General features: G+C 37.6%; 21 protein-coding genes, 2 tRNA genes and 1 rRNA gene. 22 read left to right on the forward strand and 2 right to left on the reverse strand.

Annotated features, from left to right (window positions below; translation table 11 throughout):
* Positions 1–42: 42 nt before the first annotated feature.
* From mfd to J2R98_RS12325, 9 genes are all read left to right on the forward strand, one after another.
* Entirely contained in the window at positions 43–3,582 is a 3,540-nt protein-coding gene (gene mfd, locus J2R98_RS12285) for a transcription-repair coupling factor (RefSeq protein ID WP_307069412.1), read from the forward strand.
* A gap of 90 nt (positions 3,583–3,672) precedes the next feature.
* Entirely contained in the window at positions 3,673–4,206 is a 534-nt protein-coding gene (spoVT, locus tag J2R98_RS12290; protein ID WP_307069414.1) for a stage V sporulation protein T, read from the forward strand.
* A gap of 71 nt (positions 4,207–4,277) precedes the next feature.
* Positions 4,278–5,858 carry a polysaccharide biosynthesis protein gene (locus J2R98_RS12295; protein WP_307069417.1) on the forward strand — a complete coding sequence of 527 codons (1,581 nt, stop codon included), beginning with the start codon at positions 4,278–4,280 and terminating at the stop codon, positions 5,856–5,858.
* Positions 5,845–7,293 carry a bifunctional methyltransferase/pyrophosphohydrolase YabN gene (yabN, locus tag J2R98_RS12300; RefSeq protein WP_307069419.1) on the forward strand — a complete coding sequence of 483 codons (1,449 nt, stop codon included), beginning with the start codon at positions 5,845–5,847 and terminating at the stop codon, positions 7,291–7,293. Before J2R98_RS12295 ends, yabN begins: the two co-directional genes overlap by 14 nt.
* Before the next feature lie 13 nt (positions 7,294–7,306).
* Positions 7,307–7,576 (forward strand): RNA-binding S4 domain-containing protein, encoded by a 270-nt coding sequence (locus tag J2R98_RS12305; protein WP_307069421.1) that lies wholly within the window; start codon positions 7,307–7,309, stop codon positions 7,574–7,576.
* 54 nt (positions 7,577–7,630) lie between these two features.
* Positions 7,631–7,936: a sporulation protein YabP gene (gene yabP / locus J2R98_RS12310; protein WP_307069423.1), complete on the forward strand. Its 306-nt coding sequence runs from the start codon at positions 7,631–7,633 to the stop codon at positions 7,934–7,936.
* Entirely contained in the window at positions 7,933–8,541 is a 609-nt protein-coding gene (gene yabQ / locus J2R98_RS12315) for a spore cortex biosynthesis protein YabQ (protein ID WP_307069425.1), read from the forward strand. Before yabP ends, yabQ begins: the two co-directional genes overlap by 4 nt.
* On the forward strand, positions 8,510–8,908 hold the full coding sequence (locus tag J2R98_RS12320; RefSeq protein ID WP_307069428.1) for a septum formation initiator family protein: 399 nt from the start codon (positions 8,510–8,512) through the stop codon (positions 8,906–8,908). The genes yabQ and J2R98_RS12320 overlap by 32 nt, the downstream gene beginning before the upstream one ends.
* Positions 8,909–8,981: 73 nt before the next feature.
* On the forward strand, positions 8,982–9,362 hold the full coding sequence (locus tag J2R98_RS12325) for a S1 domain-containing RNA-binding protein (RefSeq protein ID WP_307069432.1): 381 nt from the start codon (positions 8,982–8,984) through the stop codon (positions 9,360–9,362).
* A 567-nt stretch (positions 9,363–9,929) separates the two neighbouring features.
* On the opposite strand, the gene J2R98_RS12330 is transcribed toward J2R98_RS12325, so the two are convergent.
* Both J2R98_RS12330 and J2R98_RS12335 read right to left on the reverse strand, forming a co-directional pair.
* Positions 9,930–10,001 (reverse strand) — tRNA-Glu (locus J2R98_RS12330).
* 12 nt (positions 10,002–10,013) lie between these two features.
* A tRNA-Met gene (locus tag J2R98_RS12335) sits at positions 10,014–10,090 on the reverse strand.
* Between the two features lie 288 nt (positions 10,091–10,378).
* On the opposite strand from J2R98_RS12335, the gene spoIIE reads away from it, so the two are divergent.
* From spoIIE to J2R98_RS12400, 13 genes are all read left to right on the forward strand, one after another.
* Positions 10,379–12,826: a stage II sporulation protein E gene (gene spoIIE, locus J2R98_RS12340; protein ID WP_307069434.1), complete on the forward strand. Its 2,448-nt coding sequence runs from the start codon at positions 10,379–10,381 to the stop codon at positions 12,824–12,826.
* A 63-nt stretch (positions 12,827–12,889) separates the two neighbouring features.
* The gene (locus J2R98_RS12345) at positions 12,890–13,639 is read left to right on the forward strand and encodes a vWA domain-containing protein (RefSeq protein ID WP_307069436.1); all 750 of its coding nucleotides are present in this window, start codon (positions 12,890–12,892) and stop codon (positions 13,637–13,639) included.
* On the forward strand, positions 13,605–14,546 hold the full coding sequence (gene prkT, locus J2R98_RS12350; RefSeq protein ID WP_307069438.1) for a serine/threonine protein kinase PrkT: 942 nt from the start codon (positions 13,605–13,607) through the stop codon (positions 14,544–14,546). The genes J2R98_RS12345 and prkT overlap by 35 nt, the downstream gene beginning before the upstream one ends.
* An 81-nt stretch (positions 14,547–14,627) precedes the next feature.
* Positions 14,628–15,995: a tRNA lysidine(34) synthetase TilS gene (gene tilS / locus J2R98_RS12355; RefSeq protein WP_307069440.1), complete on the forward strand. Its 1,368-nt coding sequence runs from the start codon at positions 14,628–14,630 to the stop codon at positions 15,993–15,995.
* 11 nt (positions 15,996–16,006) lie between these two features.
* Positions 16,007–16,543, forward strand: coding sequence for a hypoxanthine phosphoribosyltransferase (gene hpt, locus J2R98_RS12360; protein ID WP_017187036.1), 537 nt, complete (start codon positions 16,007–16,009; stop codon positions 16,541–16,543).
* 106 nt (positions 16,544–16,649) lie between these two features.
* The gene (ftsH, locus tag J2R98_RS12365; RefSeq protein ID WP_307069442.1) at positions 16,650–18,677 is read left to right on the forward strand and encodes an ATP-dependent zinc metalloprotease FtsH; all 2,028 of its coding nucleotides are present in this window, start codon (positions 16,650–16,652) and stop codon (positions 18,675–18,677) included.
* 165 nt (positions 18,678–18,842) lie between these two features.
* Positions 18,843–19,628 (forward strand): type III pantothenate kinase, encoded by a 786-nt coding sequence (locus tag J2R98_RS12370; protein ID WP_307069444.1) that lies wholly within the window; start codon positions 18,843–18,845, stop codon positions 19,626–19,628.
* On the forward strand, positions 19,621–20,490 hold the full coding sequence (gene hslO / locus J2R98_RS12375; RefSeq protein WP_307069446.1) for an Hsp33 family molecular chaperone HslO: 870 nt from the start codon (positions 19,621–19,623) through the stop codon (positions 20,488–20,490). Before J2R98_RS12370 ends, hslO begins: the two co-directional genes overlap by 8 nt.
* Before the next feature lie 25 nt (positions 20,491–20,515).
* On the forward strand, positions 20,516–21,337 hold the full coding sequence (gene folP / locus J2R98_RS12380; RefSeq protein ID WP_307069448.1) for a dihydropteroate synthase: 822 nt from the start codon (positions 20,516–20,518) through the stop codon (positions 21,335–21,337).
* Positions 21,330–21,701, forward strand: coding sequence for a dihydroneopterin aldolase (folB, locus tag J2R98_RS12385; protein WP_307069450.1), 372 nt, complete (start codon positions 21,330–21,332; stop codon positions 21,699–21,701). The genes folP and folB overlap by 8 nt, the downstream gene beginning before the upstream one ends.
* Entirely contained in the window at positions 21,691–22,185 is a 495-nt protein-coding gene (gene folK / locus J2R98_RS12390; protein WP_307069452.1) for a 2-amino-4-hydroxy-6-hydroxymethyldihydropteridine diphosphokinase, read from the forward strand. Before folB ends, folK begins: the two co-directional genes overlap by 11 nt.
* Positions 22,186–22,391: 206 nt before the next feature.
* Entirely contained in the window at positions 22,392–23,882 is a 1,491-nt protein-coding gene (gene lysS, locus J2R98_RS12395) for a lysine--tRNA ligase (RefSeq protein WP_307069454.1), read from the forward strand.
* Between the two features lie 505 nt (positions 23,883–24,387).
* Positions 24,388–24,465: ribosomal RNA gene (locus J2R98_RS12400) — 16S ribosomal RNA — on the forward strand; the annotation flags it as partial.

Raw genomic sequence — 24,465 nt, forward strand, 5'->3', positions numbered from 1 at the left:
GTTGAGAAATACCCGTCTTGTGATTTGAAGGGGGAGCATAAAATGAAGAACATAAAAGACTATTTAGTAACTCAAGATGATTTTTCTCATATAATTGATGGAATAGAAACTGGCATGAATGAACAACTCGTATCTGGGTTAACGAACTCAACAAGAGCTGTATTAGCTTCACTTATTCATGAATCAGCTAAACAACCAATCTTGTATGTGACCCATCAATTATCACAAGCACAAAAAGTGTACGAAGAGTTATTATCAATTGCAGAAGATGAAAGTAAGATCCACTTATATCCTGCAAATGAATTGTTAGCAGCTGAGATTGTGTCATCATCACCTGAATTAAAAGCTCAAAGACTTGAAGCATTAAAGAACTGGAAAAAACATGAAAAAGGGATTATGGTCGTACCTGTATCAGCATTGAAACGTTTACTACCTCCTAAAGAGTTAGTCGAGCAGTTTCAAGTCTCTTTTAAAGTTGGTGAAGAAAAACCACTTGAAGAAGCGATTAAAGATATACAACGATTAGGTTATAAGATGGTTGATTTAGTTAACGCACCTGGTGAAATGAGTCGTCGTGGTGGAATAGTTGATGTTTATCCTTTAACTGAAGCCTATCCTGTTCGAATCGAATGGTTTGATGATGAAGTTGAATCAATTCGATATTTTGATGCCGAAACTCAGCGCTCACAAGGTGAGATGGAACAATTTGATATCTCGCCAGCAGAGGAATTCGTACTAACACATGAACAAATGGAACAAGCTGCTGAGAAACTTAAAATATTATTGAAGTCATCGGTCGACCAGTTAAAGGAAGATCAGCAAAAGGAACGTTTGTATGAAAAAGCAAACTACGACATAGAGCGCCTTGAACAAGGAGAGATTTTTACTGGGATATATCAGTATTTAACGTTGCTTTATGAAGAAACGAGTAGTTTACTAGATTATTTACCTAAAAATAGTGTTGTATTACTAGATGAGATGAGCCGTATTTCGGAGACAGCAGAACAATTGGACCGTGAAGAAGCTAATTGGTATACCGAAATGCTTGAGCAACAAGATATTGTAAATGGCTTAAAATTGTCATTTGATTGGTATCAAGTTTGGGATCAGATGGTATTCCCTAAAGTCTATATGTCATTATTTTTAAGACATATCCCTAACACGAAGCCGGAAAATATCGTTAACATATCAAGTCGTCAAATGCAGCAATTCCATGGTCAAATGAACTTATTAAAAAATGAAATGGACCGGTGGATGCAAGCGCAATATTCTGTTGTCATAATCGCTGCAGATGATGAAAGGGCTAAAAGGGTCGAACGTGTATTAGACGATTATGACATGGTTGCTCATCAACCGCATCAGTTAACCGACCTACCAGTCAATGAGCCAATTATTATCCAAGGTAATATTAGTGAAGGGTTTGAAATGCCAAGTTACAAACTGGCGGTACTAACCGAGGAAGAATTGTTCAGAAAGAAAATGCCGAAGAAGCGGAAGAAGCAAAAGATTTCAAACGCCGAACGCATTAAAAGTTACCAGGAGCTTGAAACAGGAGACTATGTTGTACATACGAACCATGGTATTGGTAAGTATTTAGGAATTGAAACATTACAAGTTAATGACGTGCACAAAGATTATATGGTGTTACGATATTCAGGTAATGATAAACTGTTTGTCCCTGTCGAACAAATTGATCAAGTACAAAAGTACGTTGGCTCAGAAGGTAAAGAACCTAAACTTTATCGCTTAGGTGGCACTGAGTGGAAGAAAGTTAAATCGCGTGTACAATCTTCAGTTGAGGATATCGCCGATGATTTAATACAACTTTATGCAGAACGGGAAGCTTCAAAAGGATATGCTTTCTCAAAAGATAGTGAAATGCAAAAAGACTTTGAAGCGTCTTTTCCTTATGAAGAGACAGAAGATCAGTTGCGTTGTATTGAAGAAGTTAAAGGTGACATGGAAAGAGAGCGCCCAATGGACCGCCTTCTTTGTGGTGACGTTGGTTATGGTAAAACAGAAGTCGCCATTCGTGCAGCTTTTAAAGCTGTGATCGACAATAAACAAGTTGCTTTATTAGTGCCAACGACTATTTTAGCACAACAACATTTTGAAACGTTTCAAGAGAGGTTTCAAGATTTTGGATTAAACGTAGGTGTACTCAGTCGTTTCCAAACAGCTAAACAACAAAAGGAGACGTTAGATCAACTAGAAAAGGGCTTAGTTGATGTTGTAATCGGAACCCATCGACTTCTTTCAAAAGATATTAAATTTAAAGATTTAGGGTTATTAATTATTGATGAAGAGCAACGGTTCGGTGTTAAACATAAAGAGAAGATTAAGCAGTTAAGGTCGAATGTTGATGTACTAACGTTAACAGCCACTCCAATTCCTAGAACACTGCACATGTCAATGGTTGGTGTAAGAGACCTTTCAGTCATAGAAACACCACCTGAAAATCGTTTCCCAATTCAAACATACGTAGTGGAGTACAATCCACCATTTATTAAGGAAGCGATTGAAAGGGAGATGTCGCGCGATGGGCAAGTTTTCTTCTTATATAATCGAGTCGATATGATTGATCGTGTTGCAGCTGAAATTGATGAGCTAGTGGAAGATGCACGGGTTGCGCATGCTCATGGACAAATGAACGAAAGACAGCTAGAGAATATTATTTTGGATTTCCTTGAAGGCAATTATGATGTTTTAGTTAGTACAACGATTATTGAGACCGGTGTTGACATACCTAATGTTAATACATTAATTGTTAATGATGCTGATAAGATGGGATTAAGTCAGCTCTATCAATTGCGAGGTCGAGTTGGACGTTCTAACCGTTTAGCTTACGCTTATTTCACACATCAAAAAGATAAGGTGTTAACTGAAGTAGCTGAAAAAAGGTTAGAAGCGATTAAAGAATTTACTGAGTTAGGCTCTGGTTTTAAAATTGCAATGCGGGATTTATCGATTAGAGGTGCTGGTAATTTATTAGGTACTGAACAACATGGATTCATTGATTCAGTCGGTTTTGATTTATACTCACAAATGCTTAATGAAGCGATTCAAGCGAAACAAGAAGGCAAAACTTATGAAGAAACGAAACCGTTCGAAGTCGAAATGACGTTATCATTAGATGCGTATATTCCAAGTGAATACATTGAAGATGAAACACAGAAGATTCATATGTATAAACGAATTCATGCGGTTAAAGAAGTTAGTGAAATATTTGAGATTAAAGATGAACTCATCGATCGCTTTGGGTCATATCCACAAGAAGTTGAAGAGCTTATGCAGGTAGCGCGCATTAGGTTGCTAGCTCAAAAAGAAAAAGTGGAGACAGTGCATGAGAAAAACAATAAAATTGAAATGCTTATGCAAGAGGAAGAAAGCTTGAAAATCGATGGTTCAGAGTTATTTATGCTAGCTAATGAATATGGTCGAATGGTCCAGCTAGGTACTGAAGGTCAAAAATTAAAAATCATGATTCAATACAACCATAAAAACAAACAAGAGCGTTACGATGTATTGGAAGATTTGCTATCAAAATTAGAAAACGTGAAAAAACAACCAAATCATGAATAGTTTTCTCCTGTTGCTTCATACTACAAACACGAGTAAATCATTAAACACTCATCTATATGAGTACATCACAGAAAGCGGGGATTGCAGAGTATGAAAGCAACAGGAATAGTACGTCGTATTGATGACCTAGGAAGAGTTGTTGTCCCTAAAGAAATAAGACGCACGCTACGCATTCGAGAAGGAGACCCATTAGAGATCTTTGTTGATCGTGAAGGTGAAGTCATTTTAAAAAAGTACTCACCTATTAACGAATTAAGTGAATTTGCGCAAGAGTACGCTCATTCACTTTTCGATGCCACGGGACATAAAGTATTAATTTCGGATCGGGATGAGTTCATATCTTGCGCGGGTGCATCGAAGAAAGAATACTTGAATAAAAGTATTGGCGAAGCTATTGAAAAGGCAATGGAAAAGCGAGAAACAATTGTTGAACGAAATGAATATACGTTAGAACTGGTTCAAGGGCAAGAAGAGACGGTCGCATCGTTTCTTATTCAACCGATTGTTACAAATGGTGATCCAGTAGGTAGTATTATCATGTATGCAGATAAAGGTTCTCTTACTGATGTTGAAACTAAAGTGTGTGAAACGGCGGCTAACTTCTTAGCTAGACAGATGGAATAATTAAAATAATATCTTTATAAATGTATGTGATATAATATAACCAATACTTTATTAGACAAGTGAGGAAAGACATGTCGAACTCAAGTGTATGGATTAAAGGTACGGTTATATTAACGATTGCAGCATTAATTGGAAAAGTGCTAGGTATGGTTTATCGCATCCCGCTGCAAAATTTAGCAGGGGATGAAGGGCTCTATGTTTATCAGCAGGTTTACCCTGTCATTTCATTAGCTCTTATGTTGTCCATTTATAGTTTGCCGAGCGCTTTTTCGCATGTTTTAACATATTACACACGACAAAACGCCCAGATTCGTTTTAAAAACGTATCTGCGGTGTTTTATTTATTAACGACTCTAGGTTTTGTTGTCGCTTTAACGTTATACTTTACGGCTCCTTTTTTCGTTTATTTAATGGGCGATGACCAATTATTGTGGCCGTTTAAAATGACAAGCCTTCTATTTTTGCTCATCCCGATCACGGCTTTTTTTAGAGGGTATTTTCAGTTTAAACAACAAGAATCGATCATTGCTTTATCACAAGTGACTGAACAATTAATACGTGTGTTATTAATCGTTGTCTCAACAGTTGTCATCGTGAATTATGGACTATCGGTTTATAACATTGGTTGGCTTGCCACAGTTGCAACATTAATAGGTGTTGCCTTTGCTATTTTAATTTTAGTATTATGTTATTTTAAATATAGAAAGACGACGGAGGAAGCAGTTTCGTTAAAGCTTAAAAAAGTTTTAATTCCGTTAATAACAGGTATGGTTGTCTATAGTATAACTCACGTCTTACATCTCATTGTTCAGTTAGTTGATGTTTTGACGATGGTTAACAGCTTAAAGGAATTAGGTGCTACTTTTACAGAAGCGATAGTCTCAAAAGGTGTTTACGATCGAGGTAATCCATTAGTGCAGCTAGGGCTTGTTTTTGGTTCAGCTTTAGCCTTATCGATCGTTCCGGCAATCCAAATGAATGAACCGAGTAAACAAAGGGTTACAGTGTGGAATCAAGTTTTTGCTTTTAAATTAACCTTTTTATTTTCTCTAAGTGCTTCCTTTGGTTTAGTGGCAATTATGCCTGTATTAAATCCACTATTTTACTTGTCTAGTGATGGCACAGTAGCCATTCAAATTATGATGGTTTTAGTTTTCTTATTTTCGATGATTATGACGTTGTCAGTACTTTTACAAGGACATGGCATTCGTATAGCACAAGTAAAATGGCTCGCTTTACTTCTAGTTGTGAAATGGGCTTTAAACGTTTTATTAATACAACAATATGGCATAATTGGAGCAAGTCTTGCTTCAGTTATAGCGACTGGATTGATCGTAGTCGTATTTTACCGTTTATGGTCATCAAGAGTGGAAAATAAAGGTATTAATCGATTTATGCTTAAATCTTCTGCCATTGTATTTATTATGACTATGATGGTGTATATCTTGAACTTGTTAGCGACAAACTTTGTTGCACTAGATGAAAGATTACAATTACTATTAATAGTAATTGTGCTTTGTTTTGTAGGTGCTTTAATCGTTTTATATTGTATTGACCGAATAAAATTATTTACAAAAGAAGAACAAGAAGCTTTAAATACAATACCACTGATAAAAAAGCTAAGAAAGTTGGGTAAGAATGGGGCGAATTAAAGTAATTGGTTTAGGGGCTGGTACTATTGAACAGCTACCGTTAGGTGTATATCGTGAATTGATTAACAGTAGCCAAGTTTTAACGAGAACTATAGATCACCCAGTAATAGACGCGTTAATTGCTGAAGGGGTTCAATTTCAAAGTTATGATGAAATCTATGAAAATAATGATCAATTTGAAAGTGTGTACGACGTCATCGCCAATGATTTAATTAATCAAGCGAAGAAAGAAGACATTATTTACACGGTTCCAGGACATCCAATGGTTGCTGAAAGAACGGTTCAACTTCTACTAAATACAAATGAAACTAACGTAAAAGTAGAAATAGAAGGCGGACAAAGCTTCCTTGATCCTCTATTTACTGCTGTCCAAATTGACCCAATCGAAGGCTTTCAACTGTTAGATGGGACGCATCTAGACAGAAGTAAGATACAATATGAAAATCACTTACTCATTAGCCAAGTGTACGATTCCTTAACAGCATCAGAAGTAAAACTGACGCTGATGGAAGATTTACCGTACGACTACCCAATTACAATTGTTGAAGAAGCGGGAAATCATAATCAGTCCGTTAAAACTGTCTCTTTACATGAGTTAGATCGTGACTTTCAAGTGAGTAATTTAATTACGTTGTATGTAAGACCGCAAGAGCGAAGTGAGTTACACCATACATTTACAGCATTAAGGGATGTCATTGCAACACTTAGAGGACCAAATGGTTGCCCGTGGGATCAAAAACAAACGCATGAATCGTTACGACCATACTTAATTGAGGAAGCTTATGAAGTAATCGAAGCGATTGATGCCCAAGATGATGACCACCTTGCTGAAGAATTAGGTGATGTCTTGCTGCAAATTATGTTACATAGCCAGATTGGTGAGGAGAATGGATTTTTTACCGTCGATGATGTTATAAAAGGAATTACAGATAAAATGGTTGAACGTCACCCACATGTTTTTAGTGATGTTTCAGTCAACTCAGTTGAAGAAGTAACGAACAACTGGGAAGCAATTAAACAGAAAGACAAGCCAAAGCCACAATCAGTACTTGATGGTTTAAATATTGCTCTGCCGCGTCTATTGTATGCAAAAGAGATCCAAAAGAAGGTGGCTAAAGTAGGATTTGATTGGCAAGAAGAAAGCCCGGTAATTCATAAAGTTAAAGAAGAAATAGAGGAATTCCAAGACGCTATCGCGAATAAGTCAATAGATGAAGCAGAAATGGAGTTAGGTGATGTTTTATTCTCCATTGTCAATTTAGGTCGCTTTTATAAAATTGATCCTGAAATAGCTTTAAATAGAACGTGTGAGAAGTTTATCAGTCGATTTAAAGAAGTGGAAATATTGGTGCAAGAAAATAATGAGAACTTAACTGACTTATCTTTAGACCAGTTGGATCAGTATTGGGAACAAGTAAAATCATCACAAGCATGAAAGAGGTGTTAACATGCGTTTAGATAAATTTTTGAAACTATCGAGGTTAATTAAAAGAAGAACTGTCGCAAAAGACGTAGCAAGCCAAGGTAGAATTCAAGTCAATGGACAGTCAGCCAAAGCTTCGACTGACTTAAAAGTCGGTGATGAAGTGATGATTCAATATGGACATAAAAAACTAACGATTAAAGTAGAGGCGTTACAAGAACATGTGAAAAAAGATCAAACGTCTCGACTATATTCTGTTATTAATGAAGAAAAAATAGAGTCCAACTCAATTTAATAGCATGTTTCTAATCCCTCTATCATACGGTAGTAGTAAATAGGAGGGAAGGACATGCCATACGAAAAACAGTTATATCAAGGGGAACGTGAAACAAAACGTGAACATGACCTGAAGTTGAAGGATCGTCGCAAGTTAGAAGTGACTGGTGTATTAGATGTAGATAGTTTTGATACAGAAGAGTTTCTATTAAAAACATCGATGGGCTATTTGTTAATTCGTGGTCAAAATTTGCATATGAAAAACTTAAACGTTGATGAAGGTTTCTTAACCATTCAAGGTAAAATTCATTCTTTTGACTACATTGATGAAAATAAACAAAACCAAGCTAAAGGAATCTTTAGCAAGTTGTTTAAATGACGCTAAGTACGCAATTTATTACTATGTTAACAATGGTCTTTGCAGGCGTCCTCTCTGTCGGATCATTTGATACTTATAAAAGATTGTTAAGACCACATGTTTATTGGCAACAGTACGCAATAGATCTATTATTTTTTCTAACAATGGGGTCTTTCGTTTACTACTTGTTGTTCTTAGCTAATGGTGGCATTTTACGATTCTACTTAGTCATTGCATTTTTGCTAGGGATCTCAGCTTATTATGCTTTATTTCAAAATGTATTTTTAAAAGTGTTAGACGTAACCATTCGAATCGTTGTGCACTTGTACAATACTATAACAAACTTAATAAATCTATTACTTGTTCAGCCAATAGTATGGATTTTACTTCTGGTTTTTAGTATAATTGTGGCAATTGGAAGGTTTTTACTAAAATTGCTACAATTAATCATTAAGGTCTTGTTCGCATTAATCTCACCTTTCATTCCGAGAATAGTAAAAAAGCACCTTAATAGTCTTGCCCATACTTGCGATAATGAAATTAGAAGATGGTGGAAAATGTTAAGGTCTTGGTGGGGAAATAGGAGGAAGACAAGTGTTGAAAAGAAAGGGAACGAAGACGAATAACGTAAAAAAAATAAATTCAGCCTATGTTAAACAACAAGAACAACATTTAGAGCGCAAGCAGCGCGAAAAAAAACTGCTGATTCGTCGCCTTGTAGCTTTTGGCGTTCTCTTTTCAATTATAGTTGGAACCCTTTCACTATATTTTTTTCAACAGCAGACTATTCATAGTGAGAAGGAAAGTGAGTACGAGCAACTTCAAAGCGAACTTCAAGCTCAATTAGAGGAACAAGAGGAGTTAGAGCGAGAAGTCGAGTTGTTAAATGATGTTGATTATTTATTGCAAATAGCAAGAAAAGATTACTTTTTTTCTAAAGAAGGAGAAATTATTTTCACTTTACCAGAGGAAGAGGAAGAGCCTTCTTATTGACACTTTTAAAAAAGCTTATATATAATAGTAAGGAATAGATCTTTTAATAAATCTAAGGAGGAGCATTTTCTTTATGTCAGTTGAAGTAGGCAGCAAGGTGCGCGGTAAAGTTACCCGCATTACTAACTTTGGAGCATTTGTGGAATTACCAGGGGGCTCAACAGGCCTGGTTCACATTAGTGAGGTAGCTAATAAGTACGTAAAAGACATCAATGAGCATTTAGCAGTAGGGGATGAAGTTGATGTTAGAGTTTTAAATGTAGAGGACAACGGAAAGATCGGCCTTTCAATTAAAAAGGCGGATGAAAAGTTCGAAAAGCAAGAGCAGAAAAAGCGAACTGAAAACTTTGAATCAAAAATGAATCAGTTTCTAAAAGAAAGTGAAGATAGGTTGGCCTCACTTAAGAAGCACACAGAATCTCGTCGTGGAGGTCGAGGTGCTAAAAGAGGATAATCTTGCTGTCTATGAAAGTAGCAGTATATATAGTTAATGTTGATAATATAGCACGTAACTCTTTTTAGGGTTACGTGTTTTTTGGTTCTAATATATTTTTTAGGTAGCTGTATAATTTTTTTACTACCGAAAAGGTCGTTACCTCTTACCTGAACCGTTGGTATCAGGTGATCCGCTTTCGGTGGACGCTTGCCGCGGGCACGGCTCGAGCCTCCTCGGTCCAAAAGCGGGGCCTGTGGGGTCTCGAGACACGTGCTGTTCCCGCAGGCGTCGCCACCTTCGCTCCTCACCTGAAACCAACTCTATGCTTTAACAGGATAACAAAAAAGCAACACCCATTGTTGCTGTTCCCGTTGGGAGTGTGGATTCCGTGTAGCACAGCTCACCTAAAGCACAACTTGCTATATGTTCATGTTTTAACTGCATTATCAAGCCCCCTTATTATTCTGTTATTAATACTAATAGAATCTTTTGACGCAACCTTTCAAACGATACAAAAAAGGTGTTGCAGTTCCGAGGTTATCAAAATAAAAAACACGTCATAAATCTATGACGTGTTTTAAGTAGTGACCCATAGGGGATTCGAACCCCTGTTACCGCCGTGAAAGGGCGGTGTCTTAACCACTTGACCAATGGGCCTTCATATTAAAATGGTAGCGGCGGAGGGGATCGAACCCCCGACCTCACGGGTATGAACCGTACGCTCTCGCCAGCTGAGCTACACCGCCATGTGTTATTTCTCTTGTTGAGCACAAAAATTATAGTACAACACGTTATTTCACATGTCAACAATATTTTCATCTTTTCTTTAATAAAAATTCGATTGAGTTATACGAAAAAAGCTAACAGAAGCTAAAAACTGTTTTAAACCGCGCGATCCTTCAGCATGAAAAGTGTAGAATAAAGTTATTTCATGAAGCTTATAAGTCGAATACTTTTTTTACCACTATCCTTTATTTTGACAAAGTTTTAGTCATAAATATGTTTGAATTTTCATATAAAGGGGTGGTGACAAAATGGAACGATTACTTAAAATGGCAGTCTTAGCTGATGGTTCAAAGATCCAGAAAATTAGTCAGTGGATCGCATCATTAAAAAGCTCTGTTAGCCAACTACTTTTTGCCCGTGGGGTTTTACTTTATATATTAAGCTTCTTTTTAGGACGAGCTATTGTATTAACATCGATCTCTCCATTTGCTTTAGCATTTTTAGCAACTGCAATCATTGCAAAAAGGCAATTTGCTTTTCCGACATTTCTTTTTGCGGTAGCCGGGGCGATTACTGTTAGCTTTTCACACGCTTCTTATATTTTACTTTCAGGGTTAATTTTAATGATACTTTATAAGAAATGGGTCCACAAAGTAGAGAAGCGAATTAAATGGATGGCAGTGTCTACGTTCGTTAGTGTTGTAGTTGGTCGTTTAATTGTACAAGCTGTTGCAGGAACAGTGGTTATATACGATGTTGCAACCTTTGTGTTAGAGGCAGCTTTAGCTGGTTTTCTTGTTATGGTCTTTATTCAGTCTTATCCTTTTTTAAAACTTAAAGCGCCTCGCCTTAAACTAAAGGTCGAAGAAATGGTGTGTATTGTTATTTTATCAACGGCTGTCTTAACAGGGTTTGTCGGCCTCTCAATATATGAATTGTCGTTAGAACAAATAGGAGCGATGTACTTAGTTGTTATGGCTGCTTTTATTGCCGGAGCGACTGTTGGTTCTGCTGTTGGTGTTATGATCGGTTTAATGCTAAGTCTAGTAAGCGCTTTTCATTTATACCAAGTCAGTTTGCTAGCCCTCGCAGGTTTACTTGGTGGCTTAATGAAAGATGTTAATCGGTATGCTGTTACAATAGGGCTTTTCGTTTCAGCCTTTTTAATCGGTATGTACAACATCGAAGTTATTCCATTTGAGCAACTATTATTACAAGCGGCTGTCGCAGCAGGTTTATTTATGTTAACGCCGAAAAGTTTAATTAGTAAAGTTGCGAAATACGTTCCAGGAACTGAAGAAGAGAAAGAGGAGAACGAACAGTATTTACAAAAAGTTCGTGATGCAACTGCTAGTCGTGTAGAACGTTTTTCAGAAATGTTTGAAGCGTTATCCCATAGTTTTGCTTATATTGATACAGACGGTAAGCCGAGTGATCCGAATAGTGATGTGGACGAATACTTAAGCCGAGTAACAGAGAAAACGTGTCAAACATGTTTAAAAAAGCACTCATGTTGGGTGAATAACTTCGACCGAACTTACCCTGTCTTACAACAAACGATTATGTCGATTGAAGATAATGATACGTCCAATGTTAACTTTAATGTCGGCAAGCTTAAAAACTTCTGCGTTAAAAGTGATCAAGTTGTCGATCAAATGCGTTATGAGTTGTCTTACTACAAAGCGAATAAACGATTAAAGCAACAAGTGAAAGAAAGTAGGAAGTTTGTTTCTGAACAATTAAATGGTGTGTCAGAAGTGATGAACAATTTTGCGAAAGAAATGGTGAAAGAACGAGAAGAGTATTTTTGGCATGAGCAAGAAATTCGTAGAATACTAGAAGCTCACCATTTTTCTCTGGAACATTTAGAGTTGTTTTCTATTGAGAAAGGAAATGTTGATATTGAGATGACGGTTTATTTTAACGATTACCGAGGTGAAGGCGAGAAGTTAATTGCGCCTCTCTTATCGGATTTGTTAGAGGAAACAGTTGTCGTAGAAGATGAACAATCAGTAAATGAACGGAATGGAGATCGTACCTTTACATTTAGTTCGGTGAAAAATTATCAGCTTAGCTCAGGTGTAGCACATGCAGCGAAAAAAGGGAACTTTTTATCAGGTGATAGTTATTTAATGCTAGAGCTAGGAAAAAGTCGTTTCGCTTTAGCGATCAGTGATGGAATGGGTAATGGTGAACGTGCTTATTTAGAAAGCTCTGAGACATTGAAGTTACTTAAACAAATTTTACAATCAGGTATAAATGAGCAAGTCGCGCTACAATCCATTAATTCTATCTTATCGTTAAGAACTTCAGATGAGATTTACGCGACATTAGATTTAGCATTCATTGATTTACAAGAACCGCACGCCAACTTTTTAAAGATTGGCGCGATGGTTAGTTATATAAAACGAGGAAGTTCAGTGTACCCTGTAGAGTCCGGTAACTTACCAATCGGTATTTTAGAAGAGTTTGATGTAGAACCCGTCCGTGAAGAGTTAAAAGATGGTGACCTATTAATTATGGTCAGTGACGGCATATTAGAATCGATGAACTTTAGCGAAAATCGGGAAGCGTGGTTAAAGCGTAAAATCCGAGAACTTGAAACGGACGACCCACAAGCAGTAGCAGATTTAGTATTAGAAGAGACGATTCGAAATAATCATGGTCATATCATTGATGATATGACAGTACTAGTTACGAAGGTCGAGAAAAGCAGACCGAAATGGGCTTCTTTCTCTTCTGTCGCATCTGTCTAGCTGACGTATATTCTCCTCATTTCATGTCAACAATGGTTATAGCAAAAAAGAGGAGGCGTTTGTATGAATAAAGGTACGGTTAGTCAAATTCTATTAATTACAGACGGGTGTTCAAACCAAGGTGAAGACCCGGTATCTGTTAGTCAGCAAATTGCACAAGAGGGAATTACCGTCAATGTCATAGGTGTACTAGAAGATGATCAAACAGAAGATCCAACTGGTTTACAAGAAGTTAATGATATTGCAGAAGCAGGTGGTGGCATTAGCCGAATTGTTTATGCTGATGATTTATCTGAAACAGTACAAATGGTAACGAAGCAAGCGATGAACCAAACGATTCAAGGATATGTAAATAAAGAACTACAACAGATCTTCGGTAAGGAAACCGATGAAGAGTCTTTACCTCCAGAAACGAGAGGCGAAGTACAAGAGGTGATGGAAGAACTAGGTGAAACATGTGACTTAAAAGTACTCGTATTAGTCGATACGAGTGCCAGTATGCAAAATAAAATGTCTTCTGTTAAAGAATCGTTAGATGATTTAATTTTAAGCTTGGATGCTCGTGCTGGCTCACATTACTTCTCGATCTACCAATTCCCGACGAGAAAGAAAGTCGTAAAAGAATTGCTAGATTGGACAAATGATGGGGACCGTTTGGCTAAAGTGTTTCCTAAGTTCGCAGTTGGAGGTATTACGCCAACAGGAACGGCTTTGAAAGAAGCAGCTAAAGCCTTCCATATCAGTATGGGCGATGAAGTTATGAGAGGAGCGGCATACGATGTCGTCGATTCATCCTACCGTCAGTCTTTATAAAGGTGATCGCATTCAAGGTGTTTGGAACCACAAGCAATATCGAATAGAACGCTTGCTAGGTGAGGGAGCTAGAGGGTCGACTTATCTAGCTTCTATTAATCAAAGCTTAGTGGCTTTAAAAATTAGTAAAGACCCAGCTGTTATTACAGCAGAATCCAATGTACTAAGGAAATTTAGGAAGGCCCAGGGCGTGAAGCTTGGGCCTTCTTTGTTAGATGTAGATGACAGTTATATAAGACAAGGTGAGAAGTATAGTTTTTACGTCATGGAATATGTTCAAGGACGTACACTGAGTGAACATTTCTCCTCTATAGGGTTAAAATGGTTAGGTCAAATTACTTCAGAGTTACTAAAAGCATTGCATCAGCTTCATCTACTTGGGTTTGTATTTGGAGATTTGAAACCCGATAACATTATAATTGAGCAACAAACAAAGCAAGTGAGATTAGTCGATGTCGGTGGTGTAACTCAAATAGGAAGAGGAATTAGAGAATATACGACCTTTTATGATCGAGGCTATTGGCGTTTAGGGAGCCGTAAAGCAGATCCTAAATACGATTTGTTCTCCTTAGCAATTTGTATGATTCAAGCAGACCCTTCAAACCGTTTAAAAGTAGCGAGTCAGAATCGAGATGTGCTAAAAGTGTTAGCAGCTAGTCAAATGGTCACACCATTCCAATCTGTTATAAAGAAAGCTTTGTTGGGGAAACATGCAAACGCACTAGCGATGAAAAGAGAAATCGACTATGTAACTAAACGGTTACCAGTAGCTACTCAAGCACAAAACAACGTAAAGACTTTGCTTAGGAAAGGAAAAGGCGATATAGACCGTGCTGAAGTTATTAGCATTTCATCGCTTGTCGGTATACACTTATCTGTTCTTTATTTAATTTTGCAAGCATTATAGTTCTGTTGATTGAATAGTGTGTTGTCATAATGGTACGATAAACAAGTAATCAAATTGTAGGTAAAAGGCGGCTTTAGTTACATGAAAGAAGATGTTCTAAGCTTTAGTGAACAATATAATTTATTCAATCAAGGGGACCATTTGTTTTTAGCTGTCTCAGGTGGTATCGACTCAATGGCGATGCTACATTTTTTTGCTGAAATTAAGCAACATTGGGATTTGAACTTAACAACATTAACAATTGACCACCAGCTACGCCAAAGTGAGTCAGAAGCGGACACTCGGTTTGTGAAAGAACAATCTGAAGCGTTAGGGATTCCGTGTGAAGTTATTTCCGTTGATGTAAAAGGTTATCAAAAGAAGTATCAAGTTGGTGTTCAAGAAGCGGCTAGAGTGTTACGGTATGATGCTTTCAGAAAGTACGTAGATCCTAGAGGGAAACTAGTATTAGCTCATCATGGTGATGACCAAGTTGAAACGATGTATATGCAATTGACTAAAGGGTTAGTACCGACTGGGATGAAAGCTTCACGTTCTTTGTATTCGATGAACGTTATTAGGCCTTTTTTATCTATCGCGAAAAAAGATATAACAACGTATATGGCTGAACGAGGGTTATCTCATAGAGAAGATCCTACAAATAAAGAGGATCAATACACCCGTAACCGATTCAGACATCATTTATTACCATTTATAAAACAAGAAAATAATAATATACATAGAAGTGTTAGACGTGTACATGAACAGTTAAGTGAGGACGAGGAATTGTTAACTAAGTTAGCTGAAAATGAATTGGGATTGTTCAGCCAATTTTGTGAACAAAAAGTGACCTTTTCAATTAAATCTTTTGTGAGCTTGCCTCAACCTTTACAAAGGAGAGGCTTTCATCTAATATTAAACTATCTTAGTGTAAACACGAATAGGTATCAAGATTTTTACCCTTCCTTTTTAGATTGGCTATCATCTAACCAACCAAACAGTACATGGTCTCCTAACGAAGAGTGGCGTGCAATAAAGTCATATGATGAATGCACGATTACAGTGGAGAGTTTTGAAGTTTTAAAGCCGTATAACATCGTACTAAATTTAGATGAAAAGGCTACATTACCTAATGGATGGACTTTATCTGTAAGATTACACGATCGTTATGAACAGCTAGATGATTTAAACCATCAACTGTTGATTAATGTAGAAGAATCAGACTTACCACTAACTGTTAGGACTCGGAATCCTGGAGATCGAGTGAAACCTTTAGGGTTAAAAGGAAGTAAAAAGGTAAAAGATATATTTATTGATGAAAAAATCCCGAAAATGAAAAGGGATTCTTGGCCTATAGTCGAAAGTAAACAAGGGGAAATCATTTGGGTTCCTTTTATAGTGAAGAGTGAATTTGTCAGTCGATCTGGCGCTTTGAAATTAAAACTGACCATAGAAGGTGAACAGGATTAGGGGGATTCATAGTGCATAACGAAATTAAAGAAGTTCTAATTTCTGAAGAAGAAATTCAGAAAAAAGCTGAAGAACTTGGGGCTCAGATTACGAGAGAGTTTAATGGAAAGTTCCCGCTTGCTGTCGGTGTTCTTAAAGGTGCTATGCCATTTATGAACGATTTGCTAAAGCGAGTTGAAACACATGTTGAGATTGATTTTATGGATGTCTCTAGCTATGGTGGCGGTATGGAGTCATCAGGTGAAGTAAGAATTGTAAAAGACCTTGACACTCAAGTTAAAGGGCGCGATTTGTTAATTATTGAAGATATTATCGACAGTGGTTTGACGTTAAGTTACTTAGTTGATTTATTTAAGTACCGTCAAGCGAGGTCAATTACGATCGTTACACTTTTAGACAAGCCTTCAGGTCGCAAAGGCGATATTTTTGCTGATATTGTAGGTTTTGAAGTACCTGATGCTTTTGTTGTCGGTTATGGTTTGGATTATGAAGAGAAGTATCGTAACTTGCCATATATTGGAGTTTTAAAAGAAGAAATATATTCGTAAGTCTTTAATATAAATAGCTAGTAGGATTTACATAGCTATTGTTTGAGTCATGAAAAAAAATTGTGATAGTATTAGTTTAGTTTTGTCGCTTAGGAGGAGGTAAGAGATGAATCGGGTTTTCCGAAATACCATATTTTACTTAATTATTTTTCTAGTTGTCATCGCAATTATCGGTATGTTAAATGATCCGAGTCCAGAAACAGAAGAGCTCAATTATAATGAGTTTCAAGAAGCTCTAGAAACTGGTCAAATAGAAGAGATGACATTACAGTACACGAATTTTGCGTATGATGTTCGTGGTGAGTATAGATCGCCTGAAACGAATCAATTAGAAGAGTTTAGAGCAGAAATTCCATCAACTGAAGATACAGTGAATAATGTGATGGACCTTGCTACTGAGCAAGGATTAGTTAGTGTAGAAGCAGCGGAAGAGCCAAGTGCTTGGGCTCGTTTCTTTACAACATTAATTCCATTTTTAATTATTTTCATTCTTTTCTTCTTCTTACTTAGCCAAATGCAAGGCGGCGGTGGCCGTATGATGAACTTTGGTAAGAGTAAGGCGAAGATGTATACAGAAGATAAGAAGAAGACGAAGTTTGATGAAGTAGCAGGTGCTGATGAAGAGAAACAAGAGTTAGTAGAGGTTGTAGAATTCTTAAAAGACCCAAGGAAGTTCTCTGAATTAGGTGCGCGTATTCCGAAAGGTGTTTTACTAGTTGGACCTCCGGGTACTGGTAAGACATTACTAGCTAAAGCGGTAGCTGGTGAAGCGGGAGTGCCATTCTTCTCTATTAGTGGTTCTGACTTCGTAGAAATGTTTGTTGGTGTTGGTGCTTCACGTGTACGTGACTTATTCGAAAATGCGAAGAAAAACGCGCCTTGTATCATATTCATTGATGAAATCGATGCAGTCGGTCGTCAACGTGGTGCTGGTGTAGGTGGCGGTCACGATGAACGTGAACAAACGTTAAACCAGCTGCTAGTTGAAATGGATGGCTTCGGCGTTAACGAAGGAATCATTATGATGGCAGCAACGAACCGTCCTGACATCTTAGACCCAGCCTTACTACGTCCTGGTCGTTTTGACCGTCAAATTCCGGTTAACACACCAGATGTTAAGGGTCGACAAGAAGTATTACAAGTACATGCTAGAAACAAGCCACTAGGTGAATCAGTAGACCTTAAAGCGATTGCTTTAAGAACGCCTGGTTTCTCTGGTGCAGACTTAGAAAACTTACTAAACGAAGCAGCATTAGTCGCTGCGCGTTCCAATGTTAAGAAGATTGAAATGGAACACGTCGATGAAGCAATTGATCGTGTCATTGCTGGTCCGGCTAAGAAGAGTCGTGTCATTTCCGAGAAGGAGAAAAACATTGTGGCTTACCACGAGAGTGGACACACTGTTATTGGCATGGTGTTAGACGAAGCTGATATGGTTCACAAAGTAACCATCGTACCAAGAGGTCAAGCAGGCGGTTATGCCGTGATGTTACCTAAAGAAGATCGTTACTTCCAGACGAAACCAGAGTTGCTTGATAAAATTACAGGCCTCTTAGGTGGACGTGTGGCAGAAGAGATTATCTTCGGTGAAGCAAGTACAGGTGCACACAACGACTTCCAACGTGCCACAGGTATTGCGCGTAAGATGGTAACTGAGTTTGGAATGAGTGATAAACTTGGACCGATACAGTTTGGCAGCACAGGAGGTCAAGTATTCTTAGGTAAGGATATTCAAAACGAGCCAAACTATAGTGATCAAATTGCTTATGTAATTGACCAAGAAGTTCAAAGTATTATTAAATCTTGTTATGCACGTGCGAAAGAGATCTTAACAGAAAATCAGGAGCAGTTAGAGTTAATCGCGAAGACGTTACTAGAAGTAGAAACGTTAGACGCACGTCAAATTAAAGGTCTGTTTGAAGATGGTGTACTTCCTGAGCCTATAGAAGAGGATGTGGATGAAAGTCCAAGTCAGCCTACTTCAGATGAGGAAAAGGAAGACGCAACAGAAACAGACCAGGAACAATCTGATTCTGATGTAAAAGTTAATATTCAATCACAAGAAGAGCAAGAAACGCATAACGACGAAACATCTGAAGAAAATAAAGACGATGAAGACCGTCGTAAAGAGTAATTAATATCACCAAGAACTACCTCCTAACATTAGGGGGTAGTTTTTTATGTCTAAGTGTAGTAGGTTTGGCGACATTTTTAATATTTTTTATGATATGATTTACGGTGAGTAAATTTTACGTTTAAATTTAAAATAATATAAAGGTTAAAGAAATGGTGTGAACTTATGATCTTTGTACTTGATGTGGGGAATACAAATACTGTTATGGGCGTTTTTGATGAGGGTGAATTAACTTATCAGTGGCGCGTAGCAACTGATCGGTATAAAACAGAAGATGAATATGCAATGGAAGTGAAAGCATTGTTACAACATCACGGGTTATCGTTTAATGATTTTCATGCTGCTATTATTTCATCTGTCGTACCACCAATTATGTTTGCATTAGAGAAAATGTGTGAACGTTACTTTAATTTAAAGCCAATGGTCGTAGGCTCAGGGAATGTGGATGCAAGTTTAAAAATGGTTTATCCAAATCCAAAAGAAATCGGGGCTGACAGAATCGTTAACGCAGTTGGTGCAATTAAAGAATATGGTGCTCCGTTAGTCATTATTGATTTTGGTACAGCTACAACGTATTGTTATGTAAATGAACATGGTGAGTATGTTGGCGGTGCGATTGCTCCTGGGATTAACATCTCGACTGAGGCGTTGTATTCAAAGGCTGCTAAGTTACCGCGAATTGAAATAACAAGACCAGAACAAGTCGTAGGCACTTCGACAGTTGAAGCGATGCAATCAGGAATTTTCTTTGGTTATGTTGGTCAAGTTGATGAAGTCGTCAACCGTTTTAAAGAACAAGCTAATCTAACACCAACTGTAGTTGCAACAGGTGGTTTATCTAAATTAATCGGTAAAGGATCTCGAACGATTGATTATGTTGATACTGAGTTAACTTTGAAAGGCTTATATGAAATTTATCGTGCAAACAAGGAAGGTGACAACAATGAGTGATTACTTAATTAAAGCAACAGCTTTTGATGGGCAAGTGCGTGCGTACGCGATAGAATCGACTGATTTCGTGAATGAGGCGTGTCAAAAGCATGATACATGGCCGACTGCATCTGCTGCATTAGGTCGTACCATTACGATTTCAGCTATGATGGGTGCGATGTTAAAAGGTGAAGATAAATTAACAGTTAAAGTTGAAGGTGATGGTCCTGTTGGTGCCATTGTTGCAGACGGAAATGCTAAAGGAGAAGTGAGAGGGTATATTAAAAACCCACATGTCGATTTTGACTCTAATGCTCATGGTAAATTAGACGTCCGTCGTGCTGTCGGTACAAACGGTTCCATTAGTGTCGTAAAAGATTTAGGACTGAAGAACAATTTTACTGGTCAAGTTCCAATTGTTTCAGGAGAAATTAGTGAAGATTTTACGTATTACTTTGTAACGTCAGAACAAATACCATCTGCAGTTGGAGCTGGAGTGTTAGTTGACACTGATTATTCAATTTTAGCGGCAGGTGGCTTCATTATTCAAATGATGCCTGGTGCAACTGATGAAACAATCTCATTAATAGAAGAGCGAATCGGACAAGTCCCTGCGATCTCTACATTAATTCAAGAAGGTAAGTCACCAGAAGATATTTTAGAGATCTTCTTTGAAGGGCAAAATTGGCATATTATTGATCGTCAAGAAGCTAAGTTTAAGTGTTTCTGTTCAAAAGAACGTACTGAAGACGCAATTGCTTCACTTGGTAATGAAGAAATTGAGGAAATGATTAATGAAGATGGTGGAGCAGAAGCAACTTGTCATTTCTGTAACCAAGTATATACACTAACAGTAGAAGAACTAGAGCGTTTGAAAAGTTAGTTGATATAATGAGGGAGGCATCCTAATGCAAACAAAAAATAAACTCGATATTCAACAAAAAACAGCAGTAATGGGGATCTTGAACGTAACTCCCGATTCGTTTTCGGATGGTGGCCAGTTTAATGAAGAACATGCTGCTATAAAACAAGCTCAAATGATGGTTGAGAATGGAGCAGATATCATTGATATAGGTGGCGAGTCAACACGTCCAGGCCATACACCTGTAAGTGTGAATGAAGAAATTGATCGCGTCGTTCCAACGATCAGTGCTATACAAGGGCATATTGATCAGCCTATTTCTATTGATACTTACAAAGCAAAAACAGCTGAGGCAGCTATTAAATCAGGTGCTTCCATTATTAATGACGTATGGGGAGCGAAACACGACCCAGAAATAGCAGCGGTTGCAAAAGAGACAGGTGCTCCAATTATTTTAATGCACAACCAAGAAGAGCCAGAGTATGATGACCTAATTGAAGATATGAAAGCAACTTTATATGATTCGATTAATTTAGTGAAGAAATACGGCGTACAAGACGAGCAAATTATTTTAGATCCTGGCGTTGGTTTTGGTAAAACTCATGAACAGAACTTGCTTGTGATGCGTCGTTTAAATGAACTAAAATCATTAGGCTTTCCAATCTTACTAGGTACATCAAGGAAGTCGATTATAGGAAAAGAACTCGATTTACCAGTTGAAGAAAGATTAGAAGGAACGATTGCAACGATCTGTCAAGGTATAGCTCAAGGGGTAGATGTTGTTCGAGTTCATGATGTAAAAGAAGTAGCTAGAGCAACAAAGATGATGGATGCGATGATTGGCAAGGGTGGGTTTAACTTTGGATAAGATTTTACTTAATGGCCTTATGTTTTACGGTTACCACGGATTATTTCCGGAAGAAAATAAGTTAGGTCAACGGTTTACAGTCGACTTAGAATTAAAGTGTGACTTAAGTAAAGCAGGTCAGTCGGATCGAATGAACGATAGTATTGATTATGGGCAAGTATATGAAGTAGCAAGAGCTGTTGTAGAAGGTGAAGCGAGAAATCTAATTGAAGCAGTTGCTGAAGAATTAGCACAACAAATGTTTGAAGCCTTTTCTTCATTAGAAGCTATTACAGTCAAAATTGACAAACCTGGACCGCCAATTCCCGGTTACTATCAATCAGCTTCAGTTGTAATTGAACGGGAGCGAAATTATGCAAAATAAAGTGTATATTGCGTTAGGTTCAAATATTGAACCTAGAGAAGATTATCTAAATAAAGCGATTGAATCTCTAAATGGCTTAAATGAAGTAAACATTATTGAAGCATCACCTGTTTACCAAACGAAGCCGGTTGGTTATACTAAACAAGGTCAGTTTTTAAATATGGTGGTCTTAGCTACAACTGATTTGACACCAGAACAACTATTGAAAGAGACTCAATCAATTGAGAAAAAGTTAGGAAGAGAACGTGACATTAGGTTTGGACCGAGAACGATTGACTTAGATATATTAATGTTCGGTGATCAATCGATTCAGCTGGATCATTTAACGATTCCGCACCCAAGAATGGTTCAACGTGCATTTGTTTTAGTACCATTAAATGACTTAAACCAACAGTTGCATATTCAAGGGACCCCAATACAAACATATATAGATCGATTAGACCAGACTGAAATTGAAGGTGTGGAATTGTATCAAAAGAATTGAGCAGTTGGGTGGCATGCCAAGTCGGTCTAGTGAAAGGTGCACTTAATGGTCAAGGGATGACCCCCTACAACCATAAGTAGAATGCGGTTGAGACCGCATGAAACTAAACGTATGAGACAGCTAACAAGCGAAGAGGTTGCAACGTAGTTTCATATTGTTACTATTAAGGTAGAATAGACAGTATTGAATAAATAGAGGTGAATATTGTGTCTGAAGAATTAAATGACCAAATGCAAACCCGTATAGAAAAGCTAAAAGCGTTACAAGATTCTGGTGTTAATCCTTTCGGCGATAAGTTCGAACGTACTCACTTAGCTAAAGATTTAAAAGGAGACTTCGATCAGTTTTCTAAAGAAGAGTTAGGGGAAAAAGAGGACGAAACTTCTGTAACGATTGCTGGACGTATTATGACAAAGCGTGGTAAAGGTAAAGCAGGCTTTGCTCATATTCAAGACCTATCGGGACAAATTCAAATTTACGTTCGTAAAGACCGTGTAGGCGAAGAGGCTTACGAAATTTTTAAATCAGCAGACTTAGGTGACATTGTCGGCATATCAGGTGTCATGTTTAAAACAAACGTTGGTGAATTGTCTGTTAAAGCTGATTCATTTGAGTTCTTAACAAAATCATTAAGACCGTTACCTGAGAAGTTTCATGGTTTAAAAGACGTTGAACAACGTTATCGTCAACGCTATTTAGACTTAATTACTAACTTAGACAGCCGCGACACATTTGTTTTACGTAGTAAGATCTTACAATCCATGCGCCGATACCTAGATGATCGTGGCTTCTTGGAAGTCGAAACACCAATGATGCATTCAATTCCAGGTGGCGCATCAGCACGCCCGTTTGAAACGCACCATAATGCTTTAGATATACCATTATATATGCGAATTGCAATTGAGTTACATTTAAAGCGTTTAATTGTCGGTGGTATGGAGAAAGTGTATGAAATTGGACGCGTATTCCGTAACGAAGGAGTATCGACTCGTCATAACCCAGAGTTCACGATGATTGAGTTGTATGAAGCTTACGCAGATTATCATGACATTATGGACTTAACCGAAAACGTAATTGCACATATCGCAAACGAAGTACTAGGAACAACGGCAGTTGAATATGGAGAAGAGACTGTTAATCTGGCGCCTAATTGGAAGAGATGGCACATGGCTGATGCTGTAAAAGAATATACAGGTGTAGACTTCTGGCAAGAGATGTCTGATGAACAAGCACATCAATTAGCTAAAGAGCAGGGTGTTGAAGTAGATACCAACATGACTTTCGGTCACATTTTAAATGAGTTCTTTGAACAAAAAGTAGAAGAACATTTAGTACAACCTACATTTATATATGGTCATCCAGTCGAGATTTCACCATTAGCTAAGAAGAATGAAGATGATGGACGCTTTACAGATCGTTTTGAACTATTTATTGTTGGAAGAGAACATGCTAATGCATTCTCTGAGTTAAATGATCCTATTGATCAACGTCAGCGTTTTGAAGCGCAAGTGAAAGAACGTGACGCAGGAAATGATGAAGCGCATTTAATGGATGAGGATTTCTTAGAGTCATTAGAATATGGAATGCCCCCTACAGGTGGTTTAGGGATCGGAATTGATCGCCTAGTTATGTTATTAACGAATTCGCCATCAATACGCGATGTCTTGCTGTTTCCACAGATGAGAAATCGTTCATAAAATATGTATAGAATGATAGGCTACTTGTTAACACTATGAGCGGTGTTGGCGGGTAGCCTTTTTATTTTGTTCTTTTAAGTTTGAGAATGAAGAGTAATAGAAGTTATTTTCAGAATAAATTAACTTCAATAAATCTATTGCCTTTAGCTTTCATGCATGATAAATTATTAAATGTCGCATTGAGAAACAGCTCATCACGACAAGTTAACTAAAACAGTTAACAAAAAACATTTAAATAGTTGTTGACTCACCTATTGAAATTTGGTATATTTAAAGGGTCGCTTTTTGAACGGCGACACTAAACAACAACGATTTAAAAAAGATATAAAAAGTTGTTGACGCAACGAAAACAACTTGATATATTAGTAAATGTCGCTTTTAAGGCGACCAACTTCGAACCTTGAAAACTAAACAAAATAGCCTGTCGTCAATTCAGTTTTCTTCTAGTGATTGACTAAGAAGAAAACAACGATGACATTAAATTATTTAGAGTCAATCAAACACTTTTATGGAGAGTTTGATCCTGGCTCAGGACGAACGCTGGCGGCGTGCCTAATACATGCAAGTCGAGCGCGGGAAGCAG

The organism is Alkalibacillus filiformis (genome assembly GCF_030814115.1).
GTDB classification, from domain to species: Bacteria; Bacillota; Bacilli; order Bacillales; family Alkalibacillaceae; genus Alkalibacillus; species Alkalibacillus filiformis.